Origin of the sequence: Borrelia turicatae 91E135, assembly GCF_000012085.2 — a bacterium.
GTDB lineage: Bacteria > Spirochaetota > Spirochaetia > Borreliales > Borreliaceae > Borrelia > Borrelia turicatae.
Genome location: NC_008710.1, coordinates 476,881 through 493,882, shown reverse-complemented (window position 1 = coordinate 493,882; position 17,002 = coordinate 476,881). Strand labels below are relative to the sequence as shown.

The window sequence follows — 17,002 nt, the reverse complement described above, 5'->3', positions numbered from 1 at the left end:
ACTAAACAAAACTTGTATACATAAAATACATTTTAGAAAATCAAAAATATCTCTTTAAACATCATTACTATTCTCAAGATAGCCATCAAAATCGATATATTCTCTTACAATTTCAACCTTAACAGCTTTACCATTATCAATATCAACTATAACACCATTAAAGCCAAGTCCATCCCAGGATTCAGTAAATCGATTATTCAAAAAACCTCTCAAGAATTTATCTATCTCAAATTTAGGCTCGTATCCAATAACACTATTTAGACTACCAACTCTACCAAGATCAGTAATAACCGCAGTACTATCAAAAATCCTAAGATCTGCTGTTAATATTCTCTTACCAATACCTAAACAAGCACTAACTCTAGATTTTAGATAAAAAAACATAGCATTAACCTCAGCTGTAGTATTTGAATCAAAAAGCACAATTATATTATTAGTGTGTAACTTAATTTTTTCATAAAAATAATCAAAAGCAAAAAAAGGATTATTAAAATTATATTTTGTAATTCCCGTCTGTCCAACAAGTCTAATTACAGCAACCTTACTACCACTAACACTGTAAATAAAATAAGAGTAACCTTTTAATTTAGTAGGACAATTTAAAGGTTTTAAAATAAAATTATATTTATCAAGTTCATCACTTAGTCCAGCTCTTACAAACGCATTTTCTCCTAAAGTTAAAACGTCTACACCATACTTTTTTAGCAAAAATGCATGTCTCTTACACAGACCGCGAAACCCTGTAGTAAAATTATTACCAGATATCACAAAATCAATTCCCTTTTTTTGTTTAAAAGAAGACAAAAAGTTCTTTATCACAACAATGCCAGGCTTACCTACAACCTCCCCAGCAATCAAAATCCGCAAACTCACGAAAGCCTCTCTCTTTATTTATCCAGATTAAAAAACTTAGAAATAATATTTTTTAAAATAATACTTGATAAAACATAGCTTATCACAATTGCAATAATAATCATAAAAAAAACTAAAACAAGCTGAAAAACAGATGAAACAATAATATTTAGTTTAGCAATACAAAGAAATTCAAGAAAAAAAACCAAAAACATTAAAGACAAATTAATTAATGAACATAAAATAAAGTATAAAATTTTCATAAATTGGTACTTTGATTTTTGGCAAACAAATCGTAAATTATAAACAAAGTTATTCCTATAACAACATAACTGTCTGCAAAGTTAAAAGTTGGCCATCTCTGAAGTCCAAAAATACCGAAAAATTTCACATCCAAAAAATCTACAACCCCTAACGGTCTAAAAAATCTATCGATAATATTCCCAATACCACCAGATAAAATCAATACAAGAGCAATTCTAGCTATTCTATTAGTTTCTTTCAAAGCAAAAGAAAAAACAAAAATCAAAATAATAATAGGAATTATAAGAAAAAACAAATTCTTCAAGCTAGGATCAATATTAGAACCTATTGAAAATAAAACACCAGTATTTCTTACATGTATTATTTTAAAAAAATCTCCAAAAAAAGATAAATACTCAGTTCCAATTCTGATATATTTAACAACTAAATACTTAGACCACTGATCAAAAAAAACTAAAATAGAGATAAATATAAAATTGTTAATTAATCTGCTTCTATTTATATTCATATGAAATCCTTATAAATTAGTATTTTTTAAAATAAAATTAACCTCTAATTTTTCCTGATTTCTAAAATATTCCATCAATTTTATTAAGCCAAATGTTTCGGTAAAATAATGACCAGCAAATATCAAATTCACACCATACTCTTCAGCTAAAGAATATATCTGATGAGAGGTATCCCCTGTTATAAACAAATCAACACCATGTTCTAATGATTCCTCAAAAAAAGAATACCCAGAACCACTAACAATAGCTACCTTTTCAACATATTCCTTAAATTTTTTGTAATAAAGAATATGTTTATTATGAATTTCAATTTTTTTTAAAATCTCAGAAAAATTAAAACCAGCAATAGAAATAATACCTAAATTAATCCCCTTATAATTTGCAAAGGGAATAGGATTATGAAACCCAAAAAAATCAGACAATACTCTGCTATGAGAATAAACAGGATGAGCATCCATAGGTAAATGCACACAGTAAAGTGATAAATCATTATCAATAAGCCATTTAACTTTTTCATATATTCCAGAAACAATTTTTTCCGATTTTGACCAAAAAATACCATGATGAGTTATTAAAAAATCATAATCTTTTGCTTCTCTTAAAGTTGCCATACTTGCATCAACAGCAAAAGCAACTCTTTTAACCTCAAGTTCTAAATTACCCACTTGAAGTCCATTAAGACTCTTGTCTATACTTCTGTAATCCTTTACTTTAAATATTTCATCCAAATTCAACGATAATTCTTTAACAGTCAAATTAAGTTCTCCAAATTGCAGCGTAACTTCTCTTGCCCTTAAATTTTCTATGAGAATAAAGATTGCAATTACAATAAGTACACAAACCTGAATCCTCAACATCTAAATTAAAATTAGAAATCAATCCCAAATTAAAATTGGCATTGTCAAAATATATTTTATCATCCTTTTTACAAAAAGACATATCTAATAACTTTTTACTAAATTTTAAATTTATTTCTGATAAAAACTCTGATGAAACCTCATAACAACACAACCTATTATAAGGCCCAAATACAATTTTCAAATCCTCAAAATTTGAACCCATACTCTCAAACATAAATAACATTTTCAAAATAATGAGCTTAAAACTACCCTTATACCCACTATGAGCAAGTCCGATATATTTTTTTGATTTGTCAAATATATATATTGGAAGACAATCTGCATAGTAAGCAAGAAGGGCAACATTGCAGGAAGAAGAGACAAGTCCATCTCCTTCCTGAAAATTAACAAAATCATCAGAAACTTCATAAACAACATTTGTATGTAACTGTTTTAAATATTTGACTTTTTTATCTTTAGGAATAAAACTTAAATTATCAATACTAATATCTCTTATATTTAAATCAAAAGGCTTTTTAGTATAGATCAATTTAATGCTAGGATCTAATTCAAACTCATAATAAAATTCATTCTCTACTACTCTCATAATCTAAATTCTTCACCTAAATAAAGCTTTTTGGCTTTTTCACTATTTATAATATAATCAACATTTCCCTCATCAAGCACCTGACCTTGATAAATAATATAAGCCCTATCTATTATATCAAAAGCATCTCTCACATTATGATCGGTAATTAAAACGCCAATATTCTTGCTCTTCAAAATCCTTATTATATCTTTTATATCTCCAATAGCAATAGGATCAATACCTGCAAAAGGCTCATCAAGCAATAAAAAATATGGACTCACTGCTAAAGCCCTAGCTATTTCAGTCCGCCTTCTCTCTCCACCAGAGAGAGTATAAGCCTTTTGATGTTGTATTCTCTTGATTTCAAAGTCTTTAAGCAGATTTACAAGTTCCATTTTACGCTCAGTTTGAGATAAATCTTCTCGCCTCTCAAGAGCAATTAAAATATTATCTTCAACTGTAAGTTCCCTAAAAATAGACGGTTCTTGTGGCAGGTACACAATTCCTAGCCGTGCCCGCTCATACATGTTAAGACCAGAAATATCATGACTATTTATCAAAACACGTCCACTATTAGCCTTAATAAAACCTACAATAGTATAAAATGTTGTAGTTTTCCCAGCACCATTTGGACCAAGCAAACCTACAACTTCACCTCGATGAACATCAATGGTCACACCATTAACTGCTAATTTTTTTCCATATCTCTTAACAACATTATCTGCCTTAAGAACAATATTAGTAACAGTGTCAAGGCTAAGCTTCTCTTTGATTGACTTTATGCTATTTTTTTTGTTGAGGAACATCTCCCTCCACTTGAGTAAATTTACCTTCAACATCACCCTCAAGATTATATTTTTTGGTTTCTGTATTAAAAATTATCCTTGAAGCAGAATAATAATTATCATCTTGATAAATCACTGGAATACCTTCAAGAACAATCTCTTTGTCTTCCTTGTTATAAATTCCGTTTTCAGCTCGTGCAAAAATATCACCTTTATATATCTTAACAGAATACTGCATAATATAAACACTTGTCTTACGACTACCTTCTATTCGTTCGGCTTTAACAATAAGTTCATTTTCCAAATCTTCAAGCTCAACACCTTTTTGAAGATAAAAATTATCTAATTTTCTATTAACAAATAAAAATTGTGACTTAACATTCATTTTATTTACATAATCCTCATAATAAACATTGCCACGGGCCTCAATATAAGCACTACCTTCACCATAAATTTCAATCTCATCAGCTCTAAGCTTAAAATCAGAGGAAATCACCTCAGGATTTCCTTTTAAAATAACTCTCCTATAAACAGAAGAAAAAATACCATGTGAAAAATCTGCTCTAAAAGTAAATTCATTCTTTTTCTGTGCATCTCCTTCGGTTTTCAATTTAGAAGACTTATTGAAGCTCTTTTCATCTTGTGCATAACTACTTAAAAAATAAATACAAACCAAACAGATAACTAAACTTCTCATTTTACAAGTCCCTCAATACCAGAATAAAAATAAAAATTATTATTCTTCAAAAAATATGAAAAACCCTTTCCAGTTATATTACTCTCATCAAACCTAATAAACACTAACTCATTTGGAGGAGATAATAGTTTTTTTTCATTATCTTTCCATAAAAGCCTATTGGTATTAATAAGATAATAGTTATTCACATCTTCTATTTTTAACTCCACAGAATCCTTTATATCTAAATCTTTAGTAACATGTGAGCCTTCTAAACTATTAAATCTACCTGAAATCCGATTTTCCAAAGCATGATACAAAAATCTTCCATTATCAATTTTATAAATCTTGTAATAATTAAAGTAATTAAAGCTTAAAGCTTCCAATATAGTTTGCTTCTTTCCACCTACAACATTATGATAACTAATTCCCAATATTTGTATTGAAGGGGTTTCTTTTGCAGCGCCTGCTCTACCAGAATGCTCATCGTAATCGAAAGTACAATTTAAGAAAAGCAAAATCGACAAAAAATAAAACAAAGCAAATCTCATCATACAAATCCTTACACAAGCTCATAAAAAAGATATATTTTAAGCTTTACAATTGAAAAAAATAAATACCAAAACCTCAACAAGACTCTCACTAATCAGATTTAAGTAATTATTATCCACACCAGTTAAATCTAAAAAATCTATAATATAAACTAATCACAACATATAAATTTCTGCTTTTCTTTAAAACAGTTCGTCTTTATGACTATTCACAAATACTACAACAATTATGCAATACTCCTAAAAATTTTTCACTAAAATTTCTCTTATACTGCCACGTCTAATTGGATTTGAATTAATAAATCTTTTCGCATCAACAAAAGTAACATTATAGTTTTTATATAGTTCAAGACTAGATGCGGTATTAGAATTTGAAAGTAAGAATTTAGCCCCTTTCTTGTCTATTTTGTCACAAAATTGTAATAATTTTTCATGCATTCTAAAATCAAATCCATACTTACTATAACTTGTAAAATTACTTGTTTTGGAATAAGGAATATAAGGTGGATCAAGATAAACAAAATCATCCTTTTTTATAAAATCAAGTAAACAAAAAAAATCTAGATTTAAAACCTTAACCTCCCGTAAAAGCTTAGAAGCCAATTGTAAATTTTTAATTTCATAAAGACTAATTTTCTTATGTTTACCAAAAGGAGTATTAAACTTTCCATTACCATTTTCCCTATAAAGACCATTATAACAAGTTTTATTTAAATAAAGAAAAATACATGCCTTTTCTAAATTAGTCAAATTCTCATTATTAAAACTATTTCTAATATGAACATAATACTCCTTAGTTAAAGGAGCATTATTATATTTCTCAATTTCTAATAGAAAATCATCTAAATTATAGGCAATTTCCCTATAAAAATTAATCAAATTAGAATTTATATCATTAATAATTGAATTTTTTACATTCAAAGCAAAAAACAATGCTCCTCCACCTACAAAAGGTTCGATATAATTATTAAAAGCAAGAGGAATATTATCTAAAATAGAGCTCAACAAATTTTTCTTACCACCAGCCCATTTCAAGATAGGCCGTATTGCAATGTTCATATCAACATTAACCATAATAATGTTCAAACTCATCGTCCCTTTTATAAGTTAAAATTTCATTTTCTTTAAACCAAAGGGATACTTCACGAAGAGCATCATCAACATTAGCAGAAGCATGAATTACGTTATAAACTGAAAACTCCTTCTCATTCGCATAGTTAAAACTATGATAAGCAAAATCACCCCTAATTGTCCCAGGAGAAGCCATTTTTGGTTCTGTAGAGCCACAAAATTTTCTAACAACTTCAACAGCTTCAACACCTTCAACAACAAACACAAAAACTGGAGAACTTATTATAAAATTAATTAAAGACTGCCAAACAAACTCACCATGTCTTACAGCAATATCATCATATAAATAATGTGTTTCAGCCATTTCTCTATTAACTAAAATCATCTTAGCAGCCACAATTTTCAGTCCCGTCCTTTCAAATCTAGAAATCACATTACCAATTAACCCCCTCCTAACGCCATCAGGTTTAATAATACATAAAGTTCTTTGTATTAAAGTAGACATAAAAACCTCCCAATGTTTTCAATACAATTCAAGTTAATTATAAGACATAACTTATTAAGTGTATAAACATAAATTTCAAAAAAATAAATAAAAAAATATCGAAAAAAACAATTTTTTTAAAAAGTTTAATTTTTAAAAATTAATACATCGATATAAAAACATGTAAAAGTATCTTACTGTGTTATTAAGCTTAAAAAAAGACATATCTACAAATAAATTTAATATCTGAAACTACAAACTGGAAAATTAAAACTAACACTTCAATAATAGAAAAAAAATCAATTGAAACACTTATTAAAAGTTATAAAAATAAATACCTAAGCTTACATCTTAAGTCTTAAACGCAAAGCCCTCAGAGTAGTAATTTTATCTGCATTACTAATACTACCTCCAGCGGGCAGACCAGATGCTATTCTTGTAACATTAATACCTAAATTTTTTAAAATGCCACTAATATAATTTGCAGTTACATCCCCTTCAATACTGAATTCTGTAGCAATAATCACTTCTTGAGCCCCAACTTCCCTAACATAATTTTCTAATTTATCAAGATTTAGCCTATTTGGACCAATATCTCTTAAAGGATCAAGATGACCATGAAGCACAAAATACAATCCATCATATTCTCTAGTAGACTCAATAACCTCTAAGTCTTGCGGCATCTCCACAATACAAATCATATCTTTACATCTACTTAAATCCATACAAATATTACAAAATTCTCCCTCAGCAAGATTATGACAATTTTTACATTTTCTTATACTAGAATGAAACCCGATTAAAATTTGTCCCAGAGCTCTTGAATACTCTTCACCATTATACAAAATATCATAAACCATTCGTACTGCTGTCTTTCTACCTATACCTGGCAACTTAGAAAGTAAAACAATTAAATCTTGTATAATCAAATCTTAAATCCCAAATGGAATAGAACCCATTGTTTTTGACTTTATCTCTTCCTTAACCTTAGAAATAGCATCATTAAAAGCCGATTTTATCATGTGCTCAAGGGCCTCATTATCTAAATCACTAAAAAATTCTTCCTTAATTACAACTTTCTTAACAACAAATTCTCCATTCATCTCAACAACAACAACATCGCTTCCTGCTCTGCCACAAACAACAATTTGGGATATTTCTTTTTTAAAATTATCAATATTATCTTTAAAACCTGACATATTCTTTAAAAAATCTAATGGATTTACTGCCATATCCTATTACTTTACCTCACTTGCTCCAAAAATGTTTTTAATTTTTAGTACCTTACTATCAAACTCATCATCATCATCCTTAAACTGTTTTTGAAATACAACATTTAATCTAGGAAATTCTTTACAAAATTCAGCTCTTATCTCATTCTGATAGGCTTGCAGCTGATTATACTCAAATCCACTAAAAATTTTATAATAAAGCACATCATTGTCAATCAAAACCTCTCCTGAATATACTAAAGTTTGAACATACTTAGATACTAAATAAACAAAACTTTCTTTAATTTTATCATTATCATCCACCTTATCAAAATTATCTTTTGTTTCTATAAAAATTTCATCAATATCATCACCATTAAGGTCAAGATGAGTAGAGGCTTTAACTTCAGTCTTTAATGCAGTCTCAGTTTTATCAAGACCCAATTCTACTGGCTCTACTGAAGAGATATTTTCTAATTTTGGTTCTACATCCGTATCGAAATCAGTATCATTTAAATTCAAACTAACCTCATCAAGCACCTTAGCTTCAATATCTTGAATTTGCTTAATTAAAACATGACTGGGCACGTAATCTTTAAGTCTAAGTATCTTAATAAAATTAATCTCAAGTTCATATTTAGGATTCACTGAAAACTGCAAATCCCTATAAGTTTCAAGTAGTACACTAATACTTCTCTCAACATGCTTCAAGTCAAAACTTAATAATTTTTCTTTTAAACTCTCAGGTTTAATACCAATAAACATAAGATTTTTAATACCTAATTTTAGAAATAATATCTCTCTAAAAAACTCAATCGTATCAAGAAGTAATTGCTCACATGAAATCCCGGTTAAAAAAACAGCATCTAAAATACAAAGCAATTCTTTTAAATCATCATTAAGAATGCTTAGTGCCAATTTTTCTAAAAACTCACTACTAGTAAACCCCATCTTAGATCTGATCCGTTCAAATTGTATATCGGAATTACTTAATGACACAATCTGATCAAAGAGAGTATAAGCATCCCTTACACTTCCTCCACTCTTATAAGCAATCCACCTTAAAGCTTCATCTTCATATTTAATGTTATCTTCAAGACAAACATGTTTTAACATTTCATAAACCTTATCCAAAGGCAAAAGTCTAAAATTAAAATGTTGACACCTGCTCTTTATTGTATCTGGAAGCTTGTGTACCTCTGTCGTAGCAAAAATAAAAACAATATAACTGGGAGGTTCTTCAATTGTTTTTAAAAGAGCATTGAAAGCAGAATTTGAAAGCATATGCACTTCATCAATAATATAAACCCTATATCTAGAACTAGCAGGAGGAAACATTATCTCTTCTTTAATTTGTTTAACATCTTGAACAGAAGTATTTGAAGCACCATCAATCTCAATAATATCAAGCTTATTATCATTATCAATGGATTTACAACTGAAACACATATCACAAGGCATAATTGTTGGCCCTATCTTACAGTTCAAACATCGTGCAAAAGCCCTTGCAGAAGAAGTCTTACCAACTCCTCGTGGTCCTGAAAATATATAAGCATTTGCTATCTTATTATTTTCTATTGAATGTTTTAAGGTTTCAACAACAAAATCTTGCCCCTCAAGAGAATTTAAATCTCTGGGACGCCTCTTAATGGCAGTACCTCTCGCAGATATCATCCCATCTCCCCATATACTAACAAAAATCTTACTTAAACCTTAAATTACACAAAATCAAAAGCATTCAAACAATAAAAATTATTATTTGATAATATATATATCAATACCTATGATCAAGTATTAATTTTATAAAAGCATATTTGCCTATTTAACTAAAACAAATTTATCCTAAGATTTGCGCACTCATTGAGTAATTACTTACCGCTGCTACCTTCCAGTCCTGACGGGATTAGGCAACACTCAATAGTGCGGATCCTAGGAATCGGAGAAAATGGGATTCGAACCCATGATACATTTTCATGTATACACGCTTTCCAAGCGTGCGCCTTAAGCCGCTCGGCCATCTCTCCAAAACCAATAACTTTCCGTGCCCAAGAGGATTTGAACCTCTGACCTTCAGAACCGCAATCTAATGCTCTATCCAGCTGAGCTATGGGCACAAACAAACATTCAATCTCAATTGTAATAAAAATTATTATTTATTACAATAAAATCAAATTTATAACAAATAATCAAAAATATTATTCAAAATTAAAACATTAATTCATCTCTAAAAAGGAGCAATAAATGACAATTAAACTTCCAACCATAATAGCAACATTTTTACTAATAATATCATGCACAAAACATGCACAAAAAATAGAAAATACTGAAATTAATATTGAAAAAAAAATTATCAAAGAAACCATAACTGATGAAGATAATAATATTTTTCACATAGACGCCCAAACTCCCATTACAGAAGGTCTAGAACTTGGCTTTGAAAAGCTTATAAAAGAATGGAAAACTAATAAAATCGAATCTCTTAAAACAAAAAAATCAAAAAACTATAACTATGAATCTTTTTATTATTCTGACTTTGAAATATTTAAAAGCCCAGACCTTAAAATAACATCAATTCTATACAGTCAATACACAATAGACAAGTATGATGCAAATGGAATTACAACATATCATCCAATTAATCTAAGAGGAAAAGAAAAAATAAAACTCTCAGATATAATTTCAAAAGATCAATTAGACTCTTTGATGCAAGTACTAAGGACACAGGTAGAGACAGATTTTAAAAAATTTGGTATATATTCTGATATGTATTCTAATAATAAATCTAAATTTGAAGAAGAATTTGAAAAAGCTTTCAAACAATATAAATATTACTTTAAAAACAATAATGTGGTAATCTTTTATGACGCACTCACAATACGACCACGAGTAGATGGAAAAATTGAATTTATATTTCCAATCGATAATAATACCGAAAACTGATTGTTAAATGTGCTCATAATAAAATAAGCAACGGAGAGGGTGAGATTCGAACTCACGGTAGGCTAAACCTACGACGGTTTTCAAGACCGTAGCATTAAACCACTCTGCCACCTCTCCCAAGGTATTATCATACTAATAAACTAAAGAAATCTTTGTCAAGATAACCCTTAACAAAAACTCTTACGGAGAGAATGGGATTCGAACCCATGGTCCCCTTTTTAAAAGGACAACTTCTTAGCAGGAAGCCCCATTCGGCCACTCTGGCATCTCTCCTTGCAGCCATACTAATAAATAGTATATTAGAGTCATTACATTGTCAACAAAAAAAACAACTTTAAATCTTAACAATTGATCTTAAAATCCCTATAAGCTTCGATTAAATCCCTAATCTCTTTAATTGCAACATCCAATTTAACTTGCATAAGTTCATCTGAAAAAATCTTCTTAGTAATTTCTACCTCATTGTTATTAGCTCTAAGTTCAATATGTTCATCTTTAATTTTCCAAATATATGGACAAAGTCTAGTATTATAATCAAAAACAAAAACAGGATCTTTTAAATTCAAAGAATTGTCAATAAAGAACAAATATTCCAACGTCCACCTTCCCTTCAAAACCATTGCAAATTCATCTAGGAGTTCTTCAATCAAAATATCTTCTCTGGATTCAAGTAGATTTAAAAATTTAGAATAAGTATCTGGTTTAATTTCACAAAGCTTTTTTATATAAAAATAAGCATCTTCAAGTTCACGATTTCTTAAAAAAAACAAAAACGCGTAAAAACACACTGAATCCATATTAGGATAATCTAACAACATTCTATCAATAGATCTTTTAGGAGAAAAATTCAAAAGCTCTATTGTAGCAATATGCATATTATATATTGTATAGATATTAGGAAAATTTAAAATAGCTTTTACATAAGATTTAGTGGCTTGCGTCATATTACCTATTTTATGCAAAATAGTTGCTCTATTATGCCAAATATATTTAGAATAATTTGAATCTGTTAAAAACCTCTCAGAAAGTTTAATCGCACTACTTATCTCTCCAATAGAATAAAAATAATACATCAAATAATTAACAACAAGAGAAAGATTAGCCTCTTTAAAGCTCTCATCTATCTCAAATGGTTTAGCACTATTAAATATACAATTATTTTTTAAAAACCAAACATTCAATTTAACAAGAGCATTATTCTTATCCACATCAACAGCTTTAATAAGCATTTGGGTAGCTTCATCTTTTCTGCCCAGTATCTCAAGCAAAATAGCAGCATTATTAATAGCCTGAATCAAGCTAGGATGTTGCTGGCTAGATTTTAAAAAATAACTCAAAGACTTTTCATAATCTTTTAATCCAAAATAAAAAACACCAAGATTATAATTTTGGAAATAACTCAATTCACTTTTCTGATCCTCAAACTTACCATAATGTAAGAGTTTAATTAAAAAACGATACTCACTTAAAACGGGATAAGTATCTAATACATATAGGAGTGCCTTATAATCCTTAAGTCTAAAATAAATAAGAGATTTAAGAGCTAGAGAATCAAAACTATCATCAAAAACATCCAGATTTAAAAGCGCGTTCTTAAGATCACCATTCTTATAAAGCTCTAAGGCTTTTTCAAAATCAATACTATTCATACTGCTTAAAAAACTCCATAGGTCTCACGGAAATTTCTTTCGAAAAAGACGCCTCATTAACACTCTTGTCTAAATTATAAGAAGCAACACTAATATAATAAAGCCTTCCATTCTCAAGACCTGTAATTCTAAAAGAAGTCTGATTACCAACATCAATAGGAGATGTCAAAATATTTCCAGCTTTATCATGATAATTACCAGGACTAACGCCAATATAAATATAATAGCCACCAACATTACTACTAATAACGGGGAACCATTCAATCAATATCTCACCAGCTCCTGGGACAGCTTTTGTTATTAGAGGAGGAAAAGGTGCGGCCTCAGGTATGTAAGTAAGAATCATGCTATAAAGAGATGGACTATCTACAGGATCACCGCTTGGATAAAGTTCGACCTTAATTTGAATATATTTTGATACATCAAATTTAGGAAATCCATTTTTAGGATCAAAATGAATCCAATCTCCTGTTAAATTCTTTTTTATTTTTCCATTTTTATCTGTTCCATAAAACATCTTATTATCCAATCTATAATAATAAAAAATATCTGTATCTTTTGGCTTCACAGTATCAAATTCTACAGATAAAATTTGAGAATAATCTTTAGATAGCTTGATTGGTTCTGTAATAATATATCCCTTATCTCTTGAAAAGAAAGCATTATGTACTTCTTCAAAACTTTTATGAATTTCAAAATTCTCAATAGCCCCTGTAAAATATTGTCCCAATGTAAAATCAATAAAATTACCAATATTTAACAAATAACCAAAACCTTCTCTCTTATCAGCAGTAACATACTCTATGGCCTGAGGTTTAGAATCTATTAAATATTCCAGTAACCCATCTTTTTGCCTATACCTTACAGTATGTAAATGCCACTCTTTTGGAATAAAATCATCATCACTCCTAAGCTTAATCTTAATAGGTTCTCCATTATCATTTAAAAACACATTATTAAAATTCCAAACGAAAGTTCCGCCTTCACTCTCTAACCGAATAGCTTGATCTAGCCAAACACCTTTAATATTTTTATACCCGTTCCAACTTACAATAACTTCTCCAGTAACAGAAGTAGAACGGTATGCCCAAAACTGAATAGTAAAATCAGAAATTACATTACCTGAACAGAAAAAAGCCTTTTTTGTTAATGGTTTAAGCTTAATGGTATTTCGACTTGAATAAAAAATTAAAGAATTGCCTGCAATATTATGAAAAGAATTTGAAATTTTTGCATTATTTGAATCAACAGAATAGTTTAAAGCAGCATCCTTAACAATACTATCCTTTTCTATTTCTAATCTAAAATCAACATTATTAAAATCTAAAACTCCCTTATGCCTATCCAAATAAATTCCAAGGACACCTCTATCACCTCTCGTAAAGCTAATGTTATGAGCTTCCTGAATAAATTTAAATCCATCTTTAGCATCAAGAATCAATTTAAGTTCCTGAGAAAAAACACTATAAAGACACAAACAAAATAGCGCAAATATAAAAATTAATCTCATTATAGACCTTTATCTTTTTCAACGTAAAAAAATCAAAAATATACAATAACCCAAATATGATATAATATTATATCACAAAAATAAAAATGATTACTTAAAAACAATAATAGATACAACATGAGAGAACATTTAAATTGTCTACACAAAAAAGTACAAGAATTTCCAACAACAAGTGGCTGTTATAAAATGTACTCACAAGACAACAAGATACTATACATTGGAAAAGCAAAAAATTTAAGATCAAGATTAAAAAACTACTTTCTAGAAAAAATCAGTCTTAAAACAAAAATACTAATGAGAAACGTAGTAAATATAGAAGTAATTACCACAAACAGTGAATATGAAGCTCTACTCTTAGAGTGCAACTTAATCAAGGAGCACAAACCAGACTATAATATCAAATTAAAAGACGACAAAGGGTATCCTATGATCAGAATAACTTGCGAAAAATACCCAAAAGTCTTTAAAACTAGGAAAATAATAAATGACGGAAGTGAATACTTCGGTCCATACGTTAATGCAAAACACTTAGACTTAGTACTAAACCTTATCAACAAAACATTTAAAACTAGAAAATGCAAAAAAAAATCAAAAAACCCATGTCTTTATTTTCACATGGGTCAATGTCTTGGGGTATGTTACAGGAATGATCTTGAAGAACAATACAAAGAAGAAGTAAACAAAATAAGACATATCTTAAATGGAAACATATCTAAACTTTTAGATGAAATTGAAATAAAAATGAAAGAGGTAATTAAAAGGGAAGATTTTGAATCAGCAATAAAGTTAAAAGAAACTAAAAGATCATTAATTGAAATAAGTCAAACACAAATAATTACAAAAATAAATAAACTTAGCACAGACTATATATACATTCATAAAACCGACAATTTAAATGTAATAGTAATATTTAAATACAAAGACGGCAAACTAGTAGAAAAAGACATAAATTTTGATGAAAGTATATATGAAGAGGAGGAGCTAATAGCAGAATTTATAACACAGTACTATACATCTTTAAATATGATAGTACCTGATAAAATATGTATCTTTAAAAAGATTGAAACTGAAGATATTACAAAACTAATAAATGAACTTAAAAGTACAAACACTGAAATAGTTTATGAAGAAACCAAAGACGCCATAAAGATAATGGAAATGGCAATTTCCAACGCAGAAATCGCATTAAAAGCATACAATAATGAAAAAAATAAAGCACTAGAAAATTTAAAGATCATTCTTGAAATGACAAAACTACCAAAAACAATTGAAGGCTTTGATATTGCTCATCTTAATGGATATAAAACAGTAGCATCACTTGTTACCTTTAAAATGGGCAAACCCTTTAAAGATGGATACAGAGTTTATAAAATCAATTCACTAAATGATGGCGAAATTAATGACTTTAAGGCAATAAAAGAAATTATATCAAGGAGATACACAAAACTAATTAACGAGCAATTAGAATTACCCACCTTAATCTTAATCGATGGAGGAAAAGGTCAATTAAATGCTGCTTACTCCATTTTAAAAGGATTAAAAATTGAAGACAAAGTCACTATTTGTGCTCTAGCAAAACAAGAAGAAACAATATTTTTACCAAACAAAACACAAGGCATTAAACTCCCAAAAGGAAATCCCGCTCTTAAAATATTACAAAATGTTCGAGATGAATCTCACAGAAAAGCAAATAGCTTTAATAGAAAACTACGCAAAAATATAAAATTGAATTACAGTAAAATAGAAGGAATTGGAGAAAAAAAAGCCAAAAATATTTTAAAAACGCTTGGAACATATAAAGATATATTTCTCTTAAACGAAGATGAAATAGCTCAAAAAATGAAAATCAACATCAAAATGGCTAAAAAAATAAAAAAATTCTCAGAAGATCAAAATTTGAAAAATACTCATTCCATAGAGTCTTAATTTAACATCTCATACTACTAAAAAATAACGGTTAAAGATTAACAATACTAAAAAAAGTCTTAAAAGCTCTCACACACTGTCTTACAAAGACAATAACAATTACAAAACATTAGTAAATTTAAATTTAGAAGAAAAATTATCAAGTATAGTATCATCCTGACTTAATAAAACTAATATCATAAAATATGATAAATTCAAATGCATGTTTTTACCATAGATTCTTGCATATAAATCAAACTTATGTAAAAGTTTCAAAATAAATTTGATATCAAAAATCGAGTAATTTTTAAGTCCTATCTTATAAACTTTCTCTAATGAGACAAATATTTTATGCTTTTTAAAGACAGATGGAATGTCATGCAAACTCTCACAATCTATTTTGACCTTTAAAAATTTTTTAAACTGCCAACCAAGACTCATTACAATATTAACCAAATCTTCTCCTTGCTCCAGGATGGATTTAATCTTAACTAAAGCATACTCCATATCCTTTTTTAAAATTGATTCAAACAAGGAAAAAGGGTTTTCGGGACGCATAAAACTAAGCCAAGAATTTACATCATGTTCATCAATGGTTTTATTTTTAATCATAAGAGCAAAGGAATTTACATAAAACTGCAAGATCTTAGTATCTGCATCTAACATAAAAAGCATTAAATGTATGGCCTTATCTGTAATTTTAATTCCAAGTTTAAAAAAACTTTTCTTTACAAATAAAAATTTATCAGTATCAGATAGCTCATAAAAAGTTTTCTTAACTAGATTCAAAGAACCTTTAGGATCAAAACTAATCGAATTTTCATTAGAAACAAAAATAATAATCTTATTTAAAGATTTTAAGATTGTACTATAAACCAACTCTAAATCCTTTTTATTTTTTAAATTTTCAGACTCATAAATAATAAATACTTCCTCTTTAGAAAAAAAAGAATTGGTTAAAAGCCGTTCAGAAAGCTCTATTGATGACAATTCTGACATAAAAAGCTTAGTAACACATATATTATCAGCATTTAACTTACTAAAAATATTATTTAAATAAGCTTCCTTTAATCCCTGTTCTTTGCCTAAAAGTAAATAAATTTCTTTCATTTAAATAATATTATAATCCAAATAATAAATATGTTATACTTCAATTATTAGGATAAA

Annotated in this window: 17 protein-coding genes, 4 tRNA genes and 1 other RNA gene; 2 read left to right on the top strand and 20 right to left on the bottom strand. The window is 28.5% G+C overall.

The window, feature by feature from the left end:
- Window positions 1-54 precede the first annotated feature (54 nt).
- The 15 genes from BT0_RS02375 to BT0_RS02300 form a co-directional block, all read right to left on the bottom strand.
- Window positions 55-873 (bottom strand): TIGR00282 family metallophosphoesterase, encoded by an 819-nt coding sequence (locus BT0_RS02375; protein ID WP_011772419.1) that lies wholly within the window; start codon window positions 871-873, stop codon window positions 55-57.
- A 238-nt stretch (window positions 874-1,111) separates the two neighbouring features.
- A complete protein-coding gene (gene lspA / locus BT0_RS02365; RefSeq protein WP_011772417.1) occupies window positions 1,112-1,624 on the bottom strand; it encodes a signal peptidase II in 513 nt (170 codons plus the stop codon).
- Window positions 1,625-1,633: 9 nt separating this feature from the next.
- Window positions 1,634-2,380 (bottom strand): Nif3-like dinuclear metal center hexameric protein, encoded by a 747-nt coding sequence (locus tag BT0_RS02360; RefSeq protein WP_041178481.1) that lies wholly within the window; start codon window positions 2,378-2,380, stop codon window positions 1,634-1,636.
- Window position 2,381: 1 nt separating this feature from the next.
- Window positions 2,382-3,071: a peptidoglycan editing factor PgeF gene (pgeF, locus tag BT0_RS02355; RefSeq protein WP_011772415.1), complete on the bottom strand. Its 690-nt coding sequence runs from the start codon at window positions 3,069-3,071 to the stop codon at window positions 2,382-2,384.
- Window positions 3,068-3,859 (bottom strand): LPS export ABC transporter ATP-binding protein, encoded by a 792-nt coding sequence (lptB, locus tag BT0_RS02350; RefSeq protein ID WP_041178480.1) that lies wholly within the window; start codon window positions 3,857-3,859, stop codon window positions 3,068-3,070. Before lptB ends, pgeF begins: the two co-directional genes overlap by 4 nt.
- Window positions 3,837-4,535, bottom strand: a complete 699-nt coding sequence (locus tag BT0_RS02345; RefSeq protein ID WP_011772413.1) for an LptA/OstA family protein — start codon at window positions 4,533-4,535, stop codon at window positions 3,837-3,839. The genes lptB and BT0_RS02345 overlap by 23 nt, the downstream gene beginning before the upstream one ends.
- Complete coding sequence (locus BT0_RS02340) at window positions 4,532-5,068, bottom strand: hypothetical protein (protein ID WP_011772412.1); 537 nt, start codon at window positions 5,066-5,068, stop codon at window positions 4,532-4,534. The genes BT0_RS02345 and BT0_RS02340 overlap by 4 nt, the downstream gene beginning before the upstream one ends.
- 237 nt (window positions 5,069-5,305) lie before the next feature.
- Window positions 5,306-6,157, bottom strand: a complete 852-nt coding sequence (locus tag BT0_RS02335) for a DNA adenine methylase (protein WP_011772411.1) — start codon at window positions 6,155-6,157, stop codon at window positions 5,306-5,308.
- The gene (locus BT0_RS02330; protein ID WP_011772410.1) at window positions 6,132-6,641 is read right to left on the bottom strand and encodes a nucleoside-diphosphate kinase; all 510 of its coding nucleotides are present in this window, start codon (window positions 6,639-6,641) and stop codon (window positions 6,132-6,134) included. Before BT0_RS02330 ends, BT0_RS02335 begins: the two co-directional genes overlap by 26 nt.
- Before the next feature lie 323 nt (window positions 6,642-6,964).
- A complete protein-coding gene (gene recR / locus BT0_RS02325; protein WP_011772409.1) occupies window positions 6,965-7,549 on the bottom strand; it encodes a recombination mediator RecR in 585 nt (194 codons plus the stop codon).
- Between the two features lie 3 nt (window positions 7,550-7,552).
- Window positions 7,553-7,852, bottom strand: a complete 300-nt coding sequence (locus BT0_RS02320; RefSeq protein ID WP_011772408.1) for a YbaB/EbfC family nucleoid-associated protein — start codon at window positions 7,850-7,852, stop codon at window positions 7,553-7,555.
- A gap of 6 nt (window positions 7,853-7,858) precedes the next feature.
- On the bottom strand, window positions 7,859-9,505 hold the full coding sequence (gene dnaX / locus BT0_RS02315) for a DNA polymerase III subunit gamma/tau (RefSeq protein ID WP_011772407.1): 1,647 nt from the start codon (window positions 9,503-9,505) through the stop codon (window positions 7,859-7,861).
- A 163-nt stretch (window positions 9,506-9,668) separates the two neighbouring features.
- An RNA gene (gene ffs, locus BT0_RS02310) (signal recognition particle sRNA small type) lies at window positions 9,669-9,766 on the bottom strand.
- Between the two features lie 2 nt (window positions 9,767-9,768).
- Window positions 9,769-9,855: transfer RNA gene (locus tag BT0_RS02305), tRNA-Ser, on the bottom strand.
- A gap of 16 nt (window positions 9,856-9,871) precedes the next feature.
- Window positions 9,872-9,945 (bottom strand) — tRNA-Arg (locus BT0_RS02300).
- A gap of 127 nt (window positions 9,946-10,072) precedes the next feature.
- On the opposite strand from BT0_RS02300, the gene BT0_RS02295 reads away from it, so the two are divergent.
- Window positions 10,073-10,771: a hypothetical protein gene (locus BT0_RS02295; RefSeq protein ID WP_011772406.1), complete on the top strand. Its 699-nt coding sequence runs from the start codon at window positions 10,073-10,075 to the stop codon at window positions 10,769-10,771.
- A 31-nt stretch (window positions 10,772-10,802) separates the two neighbouring features.
- Here BT0_RS02295 and BT0_RS02290 read toward each other — a convergent pair.
- From BT0_RS02290 to BT0_RS02275, 4 genes are all read right to left on the bottom strand, one after another.
- Window positions 10,803-10,888 (bottom strand) — tRNA-Ser (locus tag BT0_RS02290).
- Between the two features lie 66 nt (window positions 10,889-10,954).
- Window positions 10,955-11,044 (bottom strand) — tRNA-Ser (locus tag BT0_RS02285).
- 68 nt (window positions 11,045-11,112) lie between these two features.
- Window positions 11,113-12,420, bottom strand: coding sequence for a tetratricopeptide repeat protein (locus BT0_RS02280; RefSeq protein WP_011772405.1), 1,308 nt, complete (start codon window positions 12,418-12,420; stop codon window positions 11,113-11,115).
- Entirely contained in the window at window positions 12,413-13,930 is a 1,518-nt protein-coding gene (locus tag BT0_RS02275) for a fibronectin type III domain-containing protein (RefSeq protein ID WP_011772404.1), read from the bottom strand. Before BT0_RS02275 ends, BT0_RS02280 begins: the two co-directional genes overlap by 8 nt.
- A 117-nt stretch (window positions 13,931-14,047) precedes the next feature.
- Here BT0_RS02275 and uvrC point away from each other — a divergent pair, with 117 nt between their 5' ends.
- Window positions 14,048-15,856 (top strand): excinuclease ABC subunit UvrC, encoded by a 1,809-nt coding sequence (gene uvrC, locus BT0_RS02270; protein WP_011772403.1) that lies wholly within the window; start codon window positions 14,048-14,050, stop codon window positions 15,854-15,856.
- Window positions 15,857-15,955: 99 nt separating this feature from the next.
- Here the strand turns inward: uvrC and holA are convergent, their stop codons facing one another.
- Window positions 15,956-16,945, bottom strand: coding sequence for a DNA polymerase III subunit delta (gene holA, locus BT0_RS02265; RefSeq protein ID WP_011772402.1), 990 nt, complete (start codon window positions 16,943-16,945; stop codon window positions 15,956-15,958).
- Between the last annotated feature and the right edge of the window lie 57 nt (window positions 16,946-17,002).

Coding starts and splice junctions, on each gene's coding strand:
- lspA (WP_011772417.1), bottom strand. CDS start 1,624: ATGAATATAAATAGAAGCAGATTAATTAACAATTTTATATTTATCTCT.
- pgeF (WP_011772415.1), bottom strand. CDS start 3,071: ATGAGAGTAGTAGAGAATGAATTTTATTATGAGTTTGAATTAGATCCT.
- lptB (WP_041178480.1), bottom strand. CDS start 3,859: ATGTTCCTCAACAAAAAAAATAGCATAAAGTCAATCAAAGAGAAGCTT.
- BT0_RS02345 (WP_011772413.1), bottom strand. CDS start 4,535: ATGAGAAGTTTAGTTATCTGTTTGGTTTGTATTTATTTTTTAAGTAGT.
- BT0_RS02340 (WP_011772412.1), bottom strand. CDS start 5,068: ATGATGAGATTTGCTTTGTTTTATTTTTTGTCGATTTTGCTTTTCTTA.
- BT0_RS02335 (WP_011772411.1), bottom strand. CDS start 6,157: ATGAGTTTGAACATTATTATGGTTAATGTTGATATGAACATTGCAATA.
- BT0_RS02330 (WP_011772410.1), bottom strand. CDS start 6,641: ATGTCTACTTTAATACAAAGAACTTTATGTATTATTAAACCTGATGGC.
- BT0_RS02320 (WP_011772408.1), bottom strand. CDS start 7,852: ATGGCAGTAAATCCATTAGATTTTTTAAAGAATATGTCAGGTTTTAAA.
- dnaX (WP_011772407.1), bottom strand. CDS start 9,505: ATGATATCTGCGAGAGGTACTGCCATTAAGAGGCGTCCCAGAGATTTA.
- BT0_RS02295 (WP_011772406.1), top strand. CDS start 10,073: ATGACAATTAAACTTCCAACCATAATAGCAACATTTTTACTAATAATA.
- BT0_RS02280 (WP_011772405.1), bottom strand. CDS start 12,420: ATGAATAGTATTGATTTTGAAAAAGCCTTAGAGCTTTATAAGAATGGT.
- BT0_RS02275 (WP_011772404.1), bottom strand. CDS start 13,930: ATGAGATTAATTTTTATATTTGCGCTATTTTGTTTGTGTCTTTATAGT.
- uvrC (WP_011772403.1), top strand. CDS start 14,048: ATGAGAGAACATTTAAATTGTCTACACAAAAAAGTACAAGAATTTCCA.
- holA (WP_011772402.1), bottom strand. CDS start 16,945: ATGAAAGAAATTTATTTACTTTTAGGCAAAGAACAGGGATTAAAGGAA.